Below are 13,010 nucleotides of genomic sequence, written 5' to 3'. Positions count from 1 at the left end.
GGAACCTTTCTCGTTGCCGCGGTGTATTCGAGGTATGCAGCTTTTGCGGGGGATCAGGAAAACAGGGTCAGCGGCGGGACATGTAGATGTCGAGCGCCTTGTGGAGCAGCTTGTTGAGGGGGAAGTCCCACTCGCCGAGGTATTCGGCAGCCTGCCCACCGGTGCCGACCTTGAACTGGATCAGGCCGAAGAGATGGTCGGTCTCGTCGAGCGAGTCCGAGATGCCGCGGAGGTCGTAGACGGTAGCGCCGAGCGCGTACGAGTCGCGGAGCATCCGCCACTGCATCGCGTTCGAGGGCCGGACCTCGCGCTTGTGGTTGGCGGAGGCGCCGTAGGAGTACCAGACGTGGCCGCCGACGACCAGCATCGTGGCGGCGGCCACCGCCTCGCCCTCGTGCATGGCGAAGTACAGCCGCATCCGGTTGGGGTCCTCGGTGTTGAGGGCCGTCCACATGCGCTGGAAGTAGCTGAGCGGGCGGGGCCGGAAGTGGTCGCGCTCCGCGGTGATCTCGTAGAGCCGCTGCCACTCGCCCAGGTGCTCGTAGCCGCCCTGGACGACCTCGACGCCCGCCTTGTCGGCCTTCTTGATGTTGCGGCGCCACAGCTGGTTGAAGCTCTTGTGGACGTCCTCCAGGGAGCGGTTCTCCAGGGGCACCTGGAAGACGTACCGCGGCTGGACGTCGCCGAAGCCCGCGCCGCCGTCCTCGCCCTGCTGCCAGCCCATCCGCCGCAGCCGGTCGGAGACCTCGAAGGCCCGCGGCTCGATGTGGGTGGCCTCGACGTCCCGCAGCCGCTTCACATCCGGGTTCTGGATGCCGGACTTGATCGCGGCGGCGTCCCAGCGGCGGATGATGACCGGCGGGCCCATCTTCACGGAGAAGGCGCCCTGCTGCTTGAGATGCGCGAGCATCGGGCGCAGCCACTCCTCCAGGTTGGGCGCGTACCAGTTGATGACCGGGCCCTCGGGGAGGTAGGCGAGATACCGCTTGATCTTGGGCAGTTGGCGGTAGAGGACGAGGCCGACGCCGACCAGCTGGCCGGTGGCGTCGAACCAGCCGAGATTCTCCGAGCGCCACTCCGACTTGACGTCAGCCCATGCCGGGACCTGCATGTGGCTTGCCGACGGCAGGCTCTGGATGTACGCCAGATGCTGCTCTCGGCTGATCGTCCTCAGGGTCAGGCTCATTGCGGGGCGCTCCTCGGCAGGTTTGTCCCCAGGGTCGGGGCTCCGGCTCTCGCGCCGAAGCCTACTGCGACCGGGGCGTGCCCCGTTTGGGCCTGGGTCCAACCCGCCCTCGGGGAGTCAGCCCAGCAGCCCGCCGAAGAGCCCGCCGTGCGCCATCCCGAGGTAGAAGCCGACGCCCGATGCACCGAGCCCGATGATCAGCAGGAACCGCTCTCCGGTGGTCGCGGAGATCAGCTGGCCCCATGCCCCGCCGAGCATCCCGATCAGCCCGGTCCACGAGCTGACCAGGTGGAGGCCGGGGAAGTAGGCCGTGACGAAGGAGATCAAACCGATCAGCAGCGTCGCCACGGCGATGGCGTTCTCGACGGGATGAGACTTGCCATCGGTGTCCAGGAAGGAGAGCAGTCCGTGCTGCGGTCGTGCTGCCTGTGCCATGGGGCACCTCCAGGTAGGCACATATAGGCAGGGCGGCGAACTGTAACGCCGCTCACACCCGATGTGTACAGATTGCGTGCCAAGACGCCCGGATTTCAAGCGGGAGGCAGGAGGCGGGTACTGTGTACGGTCTGCGGTGGTGTCTGCACAGACGCCGCGGCACAACGCATCACGACCCTCCTGCCACGGAACGACCGTGGCCGCTGAGTCCAAAGGAGGTGGGTTCCACATGCGTCACTACGAGGTGATGGTCATCCTCGACCCCGATCTCGAGGAGCGTGCTGTCTCCCCGCTGATCGAGAACTTCCTTTCCGTTATCCGTGAGGGCAACGGCAAGGTCGAGAAGGTCGACACCTGGGGGCGTCGTCGTCTCTCGTACGAGATCAAGAAGAAGCCCGAGGGCATCTACTCGGTCATCGACCTGCAGGCTGAGCCCGCGGTCGTCAAGGAGCTCGACCGCCAGCTGAACCTGAACGAGTCGGTCCTCCGGACCAAGGTCCTTCGTCCCGAGACCCACTGACCGCGTAAGCGTTCAACGGTCACCGGGATCGCAACGAGTAGCAAGCAGCCCAGCAGTACCCGCCGAGAGGTTCCCCAATGGCAGGCGAGACCGTCATCACGGTCGTCGGCAATCTCGTCGACGACCCCGAGCTGCGCTTCACCCCCTCCGGTGCGGCGGTCGCGAAGTTCCGTGTCGCGTCCACTCCTCGTACGTTCGACCGTCAGACCAACGAGTGGAAGGACGGCGAGAGCCTCTTCCTCACGTGCTCGGTGTGGCGGCAGGCCGCGGAGAACGTGGCCGAGTCGCTTCAGCGCGGTATGCGCGTCATCGTGCAGGGCCGGCTGAAGCAGCGGTCGTATGAGGACCGTGAGGGGATCAAGCGCACGGTCTACGAGCTGGATGTCGACGAGGTCGGTGCCAGCCTGCGCAACGCCACGGCCAAGGTCACCAAGACCACCGGGCGCGGTGGCCAGGGTGGCTACGGCGGCGGTGGCGGCCAGGGCGGTGGCGGCGGCTGGGGCGGTGGCCCCGGCGGCGGTCAGCAGCAGGGCGGCGGCGCTCCGGCCGACGACCCGTGGGCGACCGGCGCACCGGCCGGTGGCGGCCAGGGCGGCGGTGGCGGCGGCTGGGGCGGTGGCTCCGGCAGCGGCGGCGGCTACTCGGACGAGCCGCCCTTCTAGGTCACGGCGCGCTGTTTCACGCGGTTTCACGTGAAACATCGCCCTGCCTGGTCTGGGCGACCAGCACAAACTTCTTGATCACACTGGAGAGAGACAATGGCGAAGCCGCCTGCTCGCAAGCCTAAGAAGAAGGTTTGCGTGTTCTGCAAGGAGAAGATCTCCTACGTCGACTACAAGGACACGAACCTGCTGCGGAAGTTCATTTCCGACCGCGGCAAGATCCGTGCCCGCCGGGTCACCGGCAACTGCACTCAGCACCAGCGCGATGTCGCCACGGCCGTGAAGAACAGCCGTGAGATGGCGCTGCTGCCCTACACGTCCACCGCGCGATAAGGGAAGGGTGACCGAGTCATGAAGATCATCCTCACCCACGAGGTCTCCGGCCTCGGCGCTGCCGGTGACGTCGTGGACGTCCGCGACGGGTACGCCCGTAACTACCTGGTTCCGCGTGGTCTCGCGATCCGCTGGACCAAGGGTGGCGAGAAGGACGTCGAGCAGATCCGCCGCGGTCGTCGCATCCGCGAGATCGCCACGATCGAGCAGGCCAACGAGGTCAAGGCGCGGCTCGAGGGCGTCAAGGTCCAGCTGAAGACCCGCGCCGGCGACGCCGGCCGGCTGTTCGGCTCCGTCACCCCGGCCGACATCGCTTCGGCGATCAAGGACGCGGGTGGCCCGGACGTCGACAAGCGCCGTATCGAGGTGCAGCAGCCGATCAAGACCCTGGGCGCGCACCAGGTGTCGGTCCGGCTGCACGCCGAGGTCGCCGCGAAGGTCGGCGTCGAGGTCGTCGCCGCCTGACGCAGTGCTCCGCTGAGCCTGTGCATGTGAGAGGGCCGCACTCCACGGGGGTGCGGCCCTTCTCGCTGTGTGGGGCTCCTCTGCGTGGCCCGTCACGCTGTGTGACTCGCCCGCCGTGCGGCGTGCCCCGGCGTGCGGACCGTCCCGCTGCGTGGCCCGTCCCGCCGTGCGGCTCAGGCCCGGGTCGCGCCGGTGACGATCCACCGCCCGGAGCGGGCGCGCAGCCAGAGGGTCGCCAGCCGGAGTGCCATCATCAGCGCCATGGTCCACCACACGGCGGTCAGTCCCCCGCCCCATGCGGGGACGAGGAGCGCGACCGGGGCGAAGACCGCGAGCGTGACGATCATGGCCCCCGCGAGATACGGACCGTCGCCCGCGCCCATCAGCACCCCGTCGAGGACGTAGACCACACCCGAGACGGGCTGGACGAGGGCCGTCACCAGCAGCACCGGCAGCAGGGCGTCCTTCACCTCGGGGTCCGTGGTGAACAGGGGGATGAACAGCGGGCGGGAGGCGATGACCAGCAGGCCGAGCACGATGCCCGCGACGATGCCCCACTGCACCATGCGGCGGCAGGCGGCGCGGGCCCCCGCGGCGTCCTCCGCTCCCAGATAGCGCCCGATGATGGCCTGACCCGCGATGGCGATGGCGTCCAGCGCGAACGCCAGCAGGGTCCACAGGGTCAGCACGATCTGGTGGGCGGCGACCTCGGTGTCTCCGAGGCGGGCCGCCACCGCCGTCGCGATCAGCATCACGGCGCGCAGCGAGAGCGTACGGACCAGCAGCGGTGCCCCGGCGTGGGCGCAGGCCCGGATCCCGGCGGCGTCGGGACGCAGCGACGTACCGTGGCGCCGGGCTCCCCGGACGACCACCGCGAGGTAGACGGCGGCCATGGCCCACTGGGCGATCGCCGTGCCCCAGGCGGAGCCCGCGATGCCGAGCCCGGCGCCGTAGACGAGGCCCGCGTTGAGCGCGGCGTTGGCCGTGAAGCCTCCGATGGCCACGTAGAGCGGGGTACGGGTGTCCTGGAGGCCGCGCAGCACCCCGGTGGCGGCGAGCACCACGAGCATCGCGGGGATGCCGAGGGCGCTGATGCGCAGATAGGTGACCGCGTAGGGGGCGGCGGTGTCGGAGGCGCCGAAGAGGTCGACGAGGCCGGGTGCGGTGGGGAGGGCGGCGGCGATGACGGCGGCGCCGAGCAGCAGGGCCAGCCAGATGCCGTCCATGCCCTGCCGGATCGCGCCGGGGAGGTCACCGGCGCCGACCCGGCGGGCCACGGCGGCGGTGGTGGCGTAGGCGAGGAAGACGAAGATGTTCACCGCGGTGGTCAGCAGGGCGGCGGCGACGCCCAGACCGGCGAGCTGCGGGGTGCCGAGATGGCCGACGATGGCGCTGTCGACCATGACGAAGAGGGGTTCCGCCACGAGGGCGCCGAAGGCGGGTACGGCGAGGGCGATGATCTCGCGGTCATGCCGACGGACGGTGCTCCGGGCGCTCGCGGGGGCCTGTGTCATGGGGGCAATCTAATCTTCCACAGGTAAGAGACACAAGACCGGTGCAGTCCTTACATGGCGGCGCTCGCGACACTCGCCTCTGCGCCGTTTGTCGTGATCTTGCATCGGGTGTGGAAGTTTTTCTTCTGCACAGCCCTTGGATAGAGAAACCGCAGGTCAGCGCGGCGTCTCTGGGGTGATTGTGTGTTTGTCCACAGCGCTGTCCCCCGGCCCGTGCACAGGTTCGCGCGACTTCTCCACAGGATGGATCGCATCATCCACATGCCCTGTGGATAACCGAGTTGGCCGGTAGCCCCGACGGGCCTACCGTTGTCCGGCGCCCGCCATCTGTTCCGGCCTCGAATCCACCAGAACTCGACGCGTCGTGAGCGGAAGTCGGGCGCCCTGTTTGTCATAGCCGTGCCGTAAGACTGAGGACGTCGCGGCGAGTTCCGCACCGCGGACGGGAGGAGGTGGCGGGGTGAGCGTGCCCGAGCCCATGGACGACCCATGGGCGGACTCCGGCCCGGCCGAGTTCCCGTCCCCCCGCTTCCGCCGTGGCGACGGCGGCGGCCGCGGTGAGGGCGGCCGGGGGCGCGACGATCAGCACGACCGGGGACGCGACGGCGGCTCGTGGGAGGGGTCCGGCTTCGAGCGGGTCCCGCCGCAGGACCTCGACGCCGAGCAGTCCGTGCTCGGCGGCATGCTGCTCTCCAAGGACGCGATCGCCGATGTGGTGGAGGTCCTCCAGGGCAACGACTTCTACCGTCCCGCCCACGAGACCGTCTATCAGGCGATCCTGGACCTGTACGCGAAGGGCGAGCCGGCCGACCCGATCACGGTCGCGGCCGAGCTGACCAAGCGCGGCGAGATCGCCCGGGTCGGCGGCGCCTCGTACCTCCACACCCTGGTCCAGTCGGTCCCCACCGCGGCCAACGCCGAGTACTACGCGGAGATCGTCCACGAGCGCGCCGTGCTGCGGCGGCTGGTCGAGGCGGGCACCCGCATCACCCAGATGGGATACGCGGCGGACGGGGACGTCGACGAGATCGTCAACAACGCCCAGGCGGAGATCTACGCCGTCACCGAGCAGCGGACCAGCGAGGACTATCTGCCGCTCGGCGACATCATGGAGGGCGCGCTCGACGAGATCGAGGCGATCGGTTCGCGCAGCGGCCAGATGTCCGGCGTGCCCACCGGCTTCACCGACCTGGACTCGCTGACCAACGGCCTCCACCCCGGCCAGATGATCGTCATCGCGGCCCGGCCCGCCATGGGTAAGTCCACCCTCGCCCTCGACTTCGCCCGCGCCTGCTCGATCAAGAACAACATGCCGAGCGTCATCTTCTCCCTGGAGATGGGGCGCAACGAGATCGCGATGCGTCTGCTGTCCGCCGAGGCCCGGGTGGCGCTGCACCACATGCGCTCCGGCAGCATGACCGACGAGGACTGGACCCGGCTCGCCCGGCGCATGCCGGACGTGTCCCAGGCCCCGCTGTACATCGACGACTCCCCGAACCTGTCGATGATGGAGATCCGCGCCAAGTGCCGCCGTCTCAAGCAGCGCAACGATCTCCAGCTGGTCGTCATCGACTACCTCCAGCTGATGCAGTCCGGCGGCGCCCGGCGCCCCGAGAGCCGTCAGCAGGAGGTCTCGGACATGTCGCGAAACCTCAAGCTGCTGGCCAAGGAGCTGGAGGTGCCGGTGATCGCGCTCTCCCAGCTGAACCGTGGTCCCGAGCAGCGCACCGACAAGAAGCCGATGGTCTCGGACCTCCGCGAAAGTGGCTCCATCGAGCAGGACGCCGACATGGTCATCCTGCTGCACCGCGAGGACGCGTACGAGAAGGAGTCCCCGCGCGCGGGTGAGGCCGACCTGATCGTGGCCAAGCACCGTAACGGTCCGACGGCCACCATCACCGTCGCCTTCCAGGGCCACTACTCGCGCTTCGTGGACATGGCGCAGACCTGAGCCCGGTCCGGCCGCAGAGCGGCGGCTTTGAGCGCGCGTCGCGCGAAGACGTCCTCGCGGCGCTCGTCCATCTGCCGCAGGGCGTCCTTGCGGTCCCGCTGCGAGAGCCGGTCGAGGTACGTGTGGCCCATGAGGTGGTCGGTCTCGTGCTGGAGACACCGGGCGAAGTAGCCCTGCCCCTCGATGACGAGCGGGTTGCCGTCCTTGTCGAACCCGCGGACGACGGCGCGATCGGTGCGGGGGACCGTCATGGCGGCGCCCGGCACGGACAGACAGCCCTCGATGTCGTCGACGAGGCGGCGGTCACCCGGATCGGGCAGGTCCAGAACCGGGTTGAGGATGTGTCCGACATGCCGGGCCCCGGTCTCGTCCGGGCAGTCGTACACGAACAACCGCAGGTCGACGCCGACCTGATTGGCGGCCAGGCCCGCGCCGTCGGCCACGTACATGGTGAGGAACATGTCGTCGATCAGCGCCGACAGCTCCGGCGTTCCGAACGCGGTCACCTCCTGGCACGGACGGCTCAGCACCTCCTCGCCCACCACCGTGATCCTGCGAACCGAGCCCCGTTCCATGGTTGTCTCCCCATTCGCGCACTGCTTGCCAAGTGCTTTGCAAAGTAGCAGGCTTTGCAAAGTGACTGAAGACGACGTCAACCTGCGCGACCATCACGTCCGCACCGACCTGCTCGACCTGCTCGCCGAAGTCGGCACCGTCACGGCGACCGAGGCCGCCTCCCGGCTGGGCTACAGCTCCGGGCTCTGCTCGTTTCACCTGCGGCAGCTCGCACGCCACGGATACATCGAAGAGGCCCCTCACAGCGGGGGCCGAGTGCGCCCCTGGCGTCTGAGCCGGCACACCCCCGCGGACACCCCCGCGGCCGGTGGCGGGAGCGCGGAGGAGCAGTTCGGCGATCTGGCCCGGGGGCTGGAGGACGAGAGCTGGCAGCGGTGGCTGACCCAGCGGGACGAGGCGCCGTCCGCATGGCGCCGCGACGAAGCCTTCAGCGCCGTCGCCTATCTGACGCCCGAGGAGATGAGCCGGGTCGCGGACGTCATCCGACGCGCGCTCGCGCCGTACCAGGACCGCGAACAACGCCCCCTGGCCCGGCCCGAGGGCGCCCGGCCGGTGGCCCTCATCACCCGGCTCTTCCCCCTGCTTCCCCACGCCCCGGAGGGCGCGGACGAGGGCTGAGGGGGGCGGTGTGCGCCGCAGTTTGCCGTTTCCGCGAAAAACTTTGTCACGGAGGCACGGATGCGGCGACGGTGTGCGCACCAAGCCGTGGGCGACCGGCGCCACGGCCCCCTACCGAAGGCAGAGCCGATGGACGCACAGTTCTGGGACGACATGTATCGCGGCGCCGACCAGCTCATGAGCGGCAACCCCAACGGAGTGCTCGTCACCGAAGTCACCGATCTGGCGCCGGGACAGGCGCTCGACGTCGGATGCGGTGAGGGTGCCGACGCCGTCTGGCTGGCCCGGCGCGGATGGCAGGTCACCGCGATCGACATCTCCCGGATCGCACTGGACCGCGCCGCCGCCACGGCCCCGGACCTCTCAGGGCGGGTGGCGTGGACCCGGACCGACCTGGCCGTCACACCGCCCCCGGCCGCCGCGTTCGACCTGGTGTCCGCCCAGTACTTCCCGCTCCTGCGCCAGCCGGAGCACACCGCGCTGCGCGGACTGCTCGACGCCGTCGCGCCCGGCGGCACCCTGCTCTTCGTCGGCCACGACCTCGCCGACGTGCCCGCGCGCATGGAGAACGGCGTCGTCCCCGGCGACTACTACCAGCCGAGCGAGGTCGCCGGGCTCCTCGGCCACGACTGGACGGTCCTGGTCGATGAAAACCGGCCGCGCACCGCTCCCGCCCCGCCCGGCACCCACCACACGAACGACACCGTCCTGCGCGCCCGGCGCCTGCGGTAGTCCGCCGGGGGTAGTCCGCCTGCGGTAGTCCGAAACCTCGCTCCGCACCGAGCGCGGACGGTTAGTCTCCTCGTCCATGACCGAGCCGACCGATCTGCTGACCACCAGGACCTTCTACGACACCATCGCCGCCGACTACGCGGAGATGTTCAAGGCCCCGCTGGACGACAAGCCGCTGGACCGGGCCATGCTCGGCGCGTTCGCCGACCTGGTGCGGGAGGGGGAGGCGGCCGGGCCGGTCGCCGACCTCGGCTGCGGTCCGGGCCGGGTGACGGCGTATCTGCACAGCCTCGGGCTGGACGTCTTCGGTGTCGACCTGTCGCCGGGGATGCTCGCGGTGGCCCGGCGGGAGCATCCGGAGCTGCGGTTCGACGAGGGGCAGATGACCGGGCTGGACCTGCCGGACGGCGCCCTCGGCGGCATCGTCGCCTACTACTCCCTCATCCACACCCCTGCCGAGCGGCTGCCCGCGGTGCTGGCCGAGTTCCACCGGCTGCTGGCCCCGGGCGGCAATCTGCTGGTCGCCTTCCAGGTCGGCGACGAACCGTTGCACCTGGCCGAGCCGTTCGGCCACCCTGTGTCGCTCGACTTCCGCAGGCTGTCGCCCGACGAGATCGCCGCGCTGCTCGAAGGGGCCGGATTCGCCGTACGGGCCCGGCAGGTGCGCGAGCCGGAAGGCAGGGAAGTGGTGCCGCAGGCCTTTCTCCTGGCCCGTAAGCCATAAGCCATAAGCCATAAGCCATGACGAGGCCGTAGTCGGAGCCCGCCCGGCGGTGGCTCAGAGCACGTCCGCCAGCTCCTGGAGCAGCCGCCGCTTGGGCCGGGCCCCGACCATCGACCGCACCGGTTCGCCCGCCCGGAACAGCATCAGGGTCGGCATCGACAGCACTCCGTACGCCACCGTCGTCTCCGGGTTGGTGTCCACGTCCAGCTGCACCACCTTCAGCCGGTCCCCCTCCTCTCGGGCGATCTCCGCCAGCACCGGCGCCATCATGTGGCAGGGCGCGCACCAAGAGGCGGTGAACTCCACGAGCACCGGCAGCCCGGCCGTCCGCACCTCCTCGGCGAAGGTGGCGTCCGTGACCGCGGGCACTTCCCCGGTCCGAGTCCGTGTCATCTCGATCATCCCCTTGATCTGCCTATGTCCTTTACGGCGTCAGTTCGCAGCGCGGTTCCGGCGCCCGGCCGGGCGCCGTCGCCGCCGCCTCCAGCGCCGCCCGGGCCCGCTCCGCCCGGGCGAGCTGCGCTCCGACCTGCCGCCGTACGTCGCTCAGCCGCGCGATGCAGTCGTCCAGTTCGGCCAGCTTGCGCCGGTAGACCTCCAGCGACGCCGGGCAGGAGTCACCGGCCGGATGGCCGGAGCGCAGGCACTCCACGAACGGCCGGGTCTCCTCCAGGCCGAAGCCGAAGTCCTGGAGGGTGCGGATCTGCCGGACCAGCCGGAGGTCGTCCTCGTCGTACGCCCGGTACCCGTTGCCGGACCGCCGCGCGGGCAGCAGTCCGATCGACTCGTAGTAGCGCAGGGTGCGGGTGGTCGTACCCGCCCTTTCGGCCAGCTCTCCGATCCGCATGGCCCCGACCGTAGACCTTGCCCCCGACGTCAAGGCCAGACCGTAGGGTGCGGGCATGACCGCACCCGAGGATTTCGCGGAGCTGTTGCCCGCCACCCGCCGCGCCCTGCTCCACCGCATCGCCGTCGGCCAGTCCGAGGGCCGGGCACCCTCCCTGGTGGGGGCCGTGGTGCGGGAGGGACAGCTGGTGTGGACGGGGGCGCGGGGCGATACGGACGGGCAGACGCCCGGCGCGGACACCCAGTACCGGATCGGTTCGCTGACCAAGACGTTCACCGCGGTGCTGGTGATGCGGCTCCGTGACGAGGGGCTGCTGGACCTCGGGGATCCGCTGGCCAAGCACCTGGAGGTGCCCGAGGCGGAGGGCGCCACCGTCGCCCAGCTCCTCGCCCACACCTCGGGGCTGGCTGCCGAGGCGCGCGGTCCTTGGTGGGAGCGCACACCGGGCGCGCTGCGCCCCGACACGGCGGATCTCTTCGGCGAGCGCCCCCTCGTCCACCCCGCCGGACGCCGCCACCACTACTCCAACACCGGCTTCGCCCTGCTCGGCGCGCTCGTCGAGCGGCTGCGCGGCGCGGCCTGGGGCGATGTCCTCGCCCGCGAGGTGCTGGAGCCGCTGGGGATGACGCGTACGTCCCTCGCACCGCGCGCCCCGCACGCAGCGGGCTGGGCCGTCCACCCCTGGGCCGATGTGCTGCTGCCGGAACCCGCCGAGGACACCGGCCGGATGGCACCCGCAGGACAGCTGTGGTCGACCGCCGCCGACTTGGCCCGCTTCGCCGCCTTCCTGCTGGACGGGGACGAGCGGGTGCTCGGCGCCGCGACGCTCGCCGAGATGCGCGCGCCCGGTGCCCCGCCCGAGGGCCGGGACTGGGACGGCGGCTACGGCCTCGGGGTGCAGCTGGCGCGCCGGGAGGGCCGGTTCCTGCACGGCCATGTCGGCTCCATGCCCGGCTTCCTCGCCGCCCTGTGGGTCAGCGCGGACGACCGGCTGGCCGGGATCGCGCTGGCCAACGTCACGTCGGGGCCCTCCATCGCCACCGTCGCCGCCGACCTCGTACGGATCACGGCGGAGCACGAGCCGCGGATCCCCGGCCCCTGGCGGCCGCTGTCCGAGGCCGATCCGGCGCTGCTGGCGCTGACCGGGCACTGGTACTGGGGCCCGACCCCCTTCCTGCTGCGGCTGCGCGCCGATCGCGGCCTGGAGCTGTCGCCGGTCGGCGGAACGGGCCGCGCCTCGCGCTTCCGGGCCGGGCCGGACGGCACCTGGACCGGCCTCGACGGCTACTACGCGGGGGAGACGCTGCGCATCGTCGCGGGCGAGGACGGCGCGCCCGGCCATCTCGACCTCGGCACCTTCGTGCTGACGCGGGAGCCGTACGCCCCGGAGGGCGCGGTGCCCGGGGGCGTCGACCCGGACGGATGGCGCCCGCGGTAGGAGCGGCGCCCGGGTCAGCCGTCGAGCGGCAGCTTGAAGCCGACGTGGCTGGCCTCGAAGCCGAGCCGCTCGTAGAAGCGGCGCGCGTCGGTGCGGGACGCGTCCGAGGTGAGCTGCACCAGCACACAGCCCTGGCGGCGCGACTCCTCGACCGCCCACTCGATCAGCTCGGTGCCGAGGCCGTTGCCGCGTTCGTCGGCGTGGATCCGTACCCCCTCGATGATCGAGCGCGTGGCGCCGCGCCGGGAGAGCCCGGGCACCACGGTGAGCTGGAGGGTGCCGACCGTACGCCCGTCCCGGACCGCGACGACCAGGTGCTGGTTGGGGTCCCGCTCCAGGCGCTCGAACGCGGCGCGGTACGGAGCCGGGTCGTCCGGCGACTCCCGCCGGGCGCCCAGCGGATCGTCGGCGAGCATGGCGACGATCGCGGGTATGTCATCGGCGGTCGCGCGCCGGATCTCGAAGTCGGTCACACCCGCGAGCCTACGCGGCGGCCGCTCACCGCCCCTCCACGGCCGCGCAGCCGCCGCCCCCGCGCGGTCATGCCCCAGGGCTTGAGCACCGAGATGGCGGTGAGGAAGGCATAGACGCTCAGGCTGACCGACGGCGCCACGATCAGATCGGTGGCCGCGCCGACCGCCCGGCCCGCCGCGACGTCGGCCATCGCCGCGTCGATCCGGGCGCGCAGCGCGAAGGCGGTCGCGGCGGTGGTCACCAGCGTCAGCCAGAACTTCACGTACACCCAGCGGTACCGGGCCAGGCCCCAGGGCGTGCCGAGGGACAGCACCACCCCGCTGATCAGGGAGAGCAGGCTGATCGGGATGAGCAGCCAGTCCCCGAGGACGTTCATCGACCGGTACGCCCCTCCGGCGGCCTCGGCCGACCCGGCCGTGGCCCCGGCGATGCCCAGGGCCAACACGCCGAGCGTCAGCCCGAGCCAGCCGACGGAGACGACCACATGCACGACGAGGAGGGCCCGGCGCGCGGGCCGTTTCAGCTGTTGCATGCG

At 70.9% G+C, this 13,010-nt stretch carries 17 protein-coding genes; 9 read left to right on the top strand and 8 right to left on the bottom strand.

Annotated features, from left to right (window positions below; translation table 11 throughout):
• Positions 1–67 precede the first annotated feature (67 nt).
• Positions 68–1,186 (bottom strand): peptidoglycan bridge formation glycyltransferase FemA/FemB family protein, encoded by a 1,119-nt coding sequence (locus HYQ63_RS21755; RefSeq protein ID WP_179935470.1) that lies wholly within the window; start codon positions 1,184–1,186, stop codon positions 68–70.
• A 117-nt stretch (positions 1,187–1,303) separates the two neighbouring features.
• Entirely contained in the window at positions 1,304–1,621 is a 318-nt protein-coding gene (locus HYQ63_RS21750) for a hypothetical protein (protein WP_179935469.1), read from the bottom strand.
• A gap of 229 nt (positions 1,622–1,850) precedes the next feature.
• Here HYQ63_RS21750 and rpsF point away from each other — a divergent pair, with 229 nt between their 5' ends.
• From rpsF to rplI, 4 genes are all read left to right on the top strand, one after another.
• On the top strand, positions 1,851–2,141 hold the full coding sequence (rpsF, locus tag HYQ63_RS21745) for a 30S ribosomal protein S6 (protein WP_123106135.1): 291 nt from the start codon (positions 1,851–1,853) through the stop codon (positions 2,139–2,141).
• A 77-nt stretch (positions 2,142–2,218) separates the two neighbouring features.
• Positions 2,219–2,803, top strand: a complete 585-nt coding sequence (locus HYQ63_RS21740) for a single-stranded DNA-binding protein (protein ID WP_179935468.1) — start codon at positions 2,219–2,221, stop codon at positions 2,801–2,803.
• 96 nt (positions 2,804–2,899) lie between these two features.
• Positions 2,900–3,136, top strand: a complete 237-nt coding sequence (gene rpsR, locus HYQ63_RS21735) for a 30S ribosomal protein S18 (RefSeq protein ID WP_003978893.1) — start codon at positions 2,900–2,902, stop codon at positions 3,134–3,136.
• An 18-nt stretch (positions 3,137–3,154) separates the two neighbouring features.
• On the top strand, positions 3,155–3,601 hold the full coding sequence (gene rplI / locus HYQ63_RS21730) for a 50S ribosomal protein L9 (RefSeq protein WP_123102847.1): 447 nt from the start codon (positions 3,155–3,157) through the stop codon (positions 3,599–3,601).
• Positions 3,602–3,774: 173 nt separating this feature from the next.
• On the opposite strand, the gene HYQ63_RS21725 is transcribed toward rplI, so the two are convergent.
• Positions 3,775–5,115 carry an MATE family efflux transporter gene (locus HYQ63_RS21725; RefSeq protein WP_179935467.1) on the bottom strand — a complete coding sequence of 447 codons (1,341 nt, stop codon included), beginning with the start codon at positions 5,113–5,115 and terminating at the stop codon, positions 3,775–3,777.
• A 460-nt stretch (positions 5,116–5,575) separates the two neighbouring features.
• Between HYQ63_RS21725 and dnaB the strand changes: the two genes are divergently transcribed.
• A complete protein-coding gene (gene dnaB, locus HYQ63_RS21720; protein WP_179935466.1) occupies positions 5,576–7,066 on the top strand; it encodes a replicative DNA helicase in 1,491 nt (496 codons plus the stop codon).
• On the opposite strand, the gene def is transcribed toward dnaB, so the two are convergent.
• The gene (gene def, locus HYQ63_RS21715; protein WP_179935465.1) at positions 7,033–7,641 is read right to left on the bottom strand and encodes a peptide deformylase; all 609 of its coding nucleotides are present in this window, start codon (positions 7,639–7,641) and stop codon (positions 7,033–7,035) included. The genes dnaB and def overlap by 34 nt on opposite strands.
• A gap of 61 nt (positions 7,642–7,702) precedes the next feature.
• Here def and HYQ63_RS21710 point away from each other — a divergent pair, with 61 nt between their 5' ends.
• The 3 genes from HYQ63_RS21710 to HYQ63_RS21700 all read left to right on the top strand — a co-directional run bounded on the left by HYQ63_RS21710 (position 7,703) and on the right by HYQ63_RS21700 (position 9,716).
• Positions 7,703–8,260 carry a winged helix-turn-helix domain-containing protein gene (locus tag HYQ63_RS21710; RefSeq protein WP_373689131.1) on the top strand — a complete coding sequence of 186 codons (558 nt, stop codon included), beginning with the start codon at positions 7,703–7,705 and terminating at the stop codon, positions 8,258–8,260.
• Positions 8,261–8,389: 129 nt separating this feature from the next.
• Positions 8,390–8,992: a bifunctional 2-polyprenyl-6-hydroxyphenol methylase/3-demethylubiquinol 3-O-methyltransferase UbiG gene (locus HYQ63_RS21705; RefSeq protein ID WP_179935464.1), complete on the top strand. Its 603-nt coding sequence runs from the start codon at positions 8,390–8,392 to the stop codon at positions 8,990–8,992.
• A gap of 76 nt (positions 8,993–9,068) precedes the next feature.
• Positions 9,069–9,716, top strand: a complete 648-nt coding sequence (locus tag HYQ63_RS21700) for a class I SAM-dependent methyltransferase (RefSeq protein ID WP_179935463.1) — start codon at positions 9,069–9,071, stop codon at positions 9,714–9,716.
• A 54-nt stretch (positions 9,717–9,770) separates the two neighbouring features.
• Here HYQ63_RS21700 and trxA read toward each other — a convergent pair whose 3' ends face one another.
• Together trxA and HYQ63_RS21690 are read right to left on the bottom strand one after the other, a co-directional pair.
• Positions 9,771–10,109 carry a thioredoxin gene (trxA, locus tag HYQ63_RS21695; RefSeq protein WP_306664834.1) on the bottom strand — a complete coding sequence of 113 codons (339 nt, stop codon included), beginning with the start codon at positions 10,107–10,109 and terminating at the stop codon, positions 9,771–9,773.
• A gap of 31 nt (positions 10,110–10,140) precedes the next feature.
• The gene (locus HYQ63_RS21690; RefSeq protein ID WP_179935462.1) at positions 10,141–10,563 is read right to left on the bottom strand and encodes a MerR family transcriptional regulator; all 423 of its coding nucleotides are present in this window, start codon (positions 10,561–10,563) and stop codon (positions 10,141–10,143) included.
• 55 nt (positions 10,564–10,618) lie between these two features.
• On the opposite strand from HYQ63_RS21690, the gene HYQ63_RS21685 reads away from it, so the two are divergent.
• Positions 10,619–12,001, top strand: a complete 1,383-nt coding sequence (locus HYQ63_RS21685) for a serine hydrolase (protein WP_179935461.1) — start codon at positions 10,619–10,621, stop codon at positions 11,999–12,001.
• A gap of 14 nt (positions 12,002–12,015) precedes the next feature.
• Here HYQ63_RS21685 and HYQ63_RS21680 read toward each other — a convergent pair whose 3' ends face one another.
• Both HYQ63_RS21680 and HYQ63_RS21675 read right to left on the bottom strand, forming a co-directional pair.
• On the bottom strand, positions 12,016–12,474 hold the full coding sequence (locus HYQ63_RS21680; RefSeq protein ID WP_179935460.1) for a GNAT family N-acetyltransferase: 459 nt from the start codon (positions 12,472–12,474) through the stop codon (positions 12,016–12,018).
• Positions 12,471–13,007 (bottom strand): DUF2269 domain-containing protein, encoded by a 537-nt coding sequence (locus HYQ63_RS21675; RefSeq protein WP_179935459.1) that lies wholly within the window; start codon positions 13,005–13,007, stop codon positions 12,471–12,473. The genes HYQ63_RS21680 and HYQ63_RS21675 overlap by 4 nt, the downstream gene beginning before the upstream one ends.
• Positions 13,008–13,010: the final 3 nt, after the last annotated feature.

This window comes from Streptomyces sp. Rer75, from assembly GCF_013414305.1.
Taxonomy (GTDB): Bacteria; Actinomycetota; Actinomycetes; order Streptomycetales; family Streptomycetaceae; genus Streptomyces; species Streptomyces himastatinicus.
The sequence above is the reverse complement of the archived record's forward strand: the minus strand, read 5'-3'. Positions and strand labels throughout refer to the sequence as shown.

Bases quoted from the DNA above. Each gene is read 5' to 3' on its own strand.
- HYQ63_RS21755 (WP_179935470.1), bottom strand. From the start codon at position 1,186: ATGAGCCTGACCCTGAGGACGATCAGCCGAGAGCAGCATCTGGCGTAC.
- HYQ63_RS21750 (WP_179935469.1), bottom strand. From the start codon at position 1,621: ATGGCACAGGCAGCACGACCGCAGCACGGACTGCTCTCCTTCCTGGAC.
- rpsF (WP_123106135.1), top strand. From the start codon at position 1,851: ATGCGTCACTACGAGGTGATGGTCATCCTCGACCCCGATCTCGAGGAG.
- HYQ63_RS21740 (WP_179935468.1), top strand. From the start codon at position 2,219: ATGGCAGGCGAGACCGTCATCACGGTCGTCGGCAATCTCGTCGACGAC.
- rpsR (WP_003978893.1), top strand. From the start codon at position 2,900: ATGGCGAAGCCGCCTGCTCGCAAGCCTAAGAAGAAGGTTTGCGTGTTC.
- rplI (WP_123102847.1), top strand. From the start codon at position 3,155: ATGAAGATCATCCTCACCCACGAGGTCTCCGGCCTCGGCGCTGCCGGT.
- HYQ63_RS21725 (WP_179935467.1), bottom strand. From the start codon at position 5,115: ATGACACAGGCCCCCGCGAGCGCCCGGAGCACCGTCCGTCGGCATGAC.
- def (WP_179935465.1), bottom strand. From the start codon at position 7,641: ATGGAACGGGGCTCGGTTCGCAGGATCACGGTGGTGGGCGAGGAGGTG.
- HYQ63_RS21705 (WP_179935464.1), top strand. From the start codon at position 8,390: ATGGACGCACAGTTCTGGGACGACATGTATCGCGGCGCCGACCAGCTC.
- HYQ63_RS21700 (WP_179935463.1), top strand. From the start codon at position 9,069: ATGACCGAGCCGACCGATCTGCTGACCACCAGGACCTTCTACGACACC.
- trxA (WP_306664834.1), bottom strand. From the start codon at position 10,109: ATGACACGGACTCGGACCGGGGAAGTGCCCGCGGTCACGGACGCCACC.
- HYQ63_RS21690 (WP_179935462.1), bottom strand. From the start codon at position 10,563: ATGCGGATCGGAGAGCTGGCCGAAAGGGCGGGTACGACCACCCGCACC.
- HYQ63_RS21685 (WP_179935461.1), top strand. From the start codon at position 10,619: ATGACCGCACCCGAGGATTTCGCGGAGCTGTTGCCCGCCACCCGCCGC.
- HYQ63_RS21675 (WP_179935459.1), bottom strand. From the start codon at position 13,007: ATGCAACAGCTGAAACGGCCCGCGCGCCGGGCCCTCCTCGTCGTGCAT.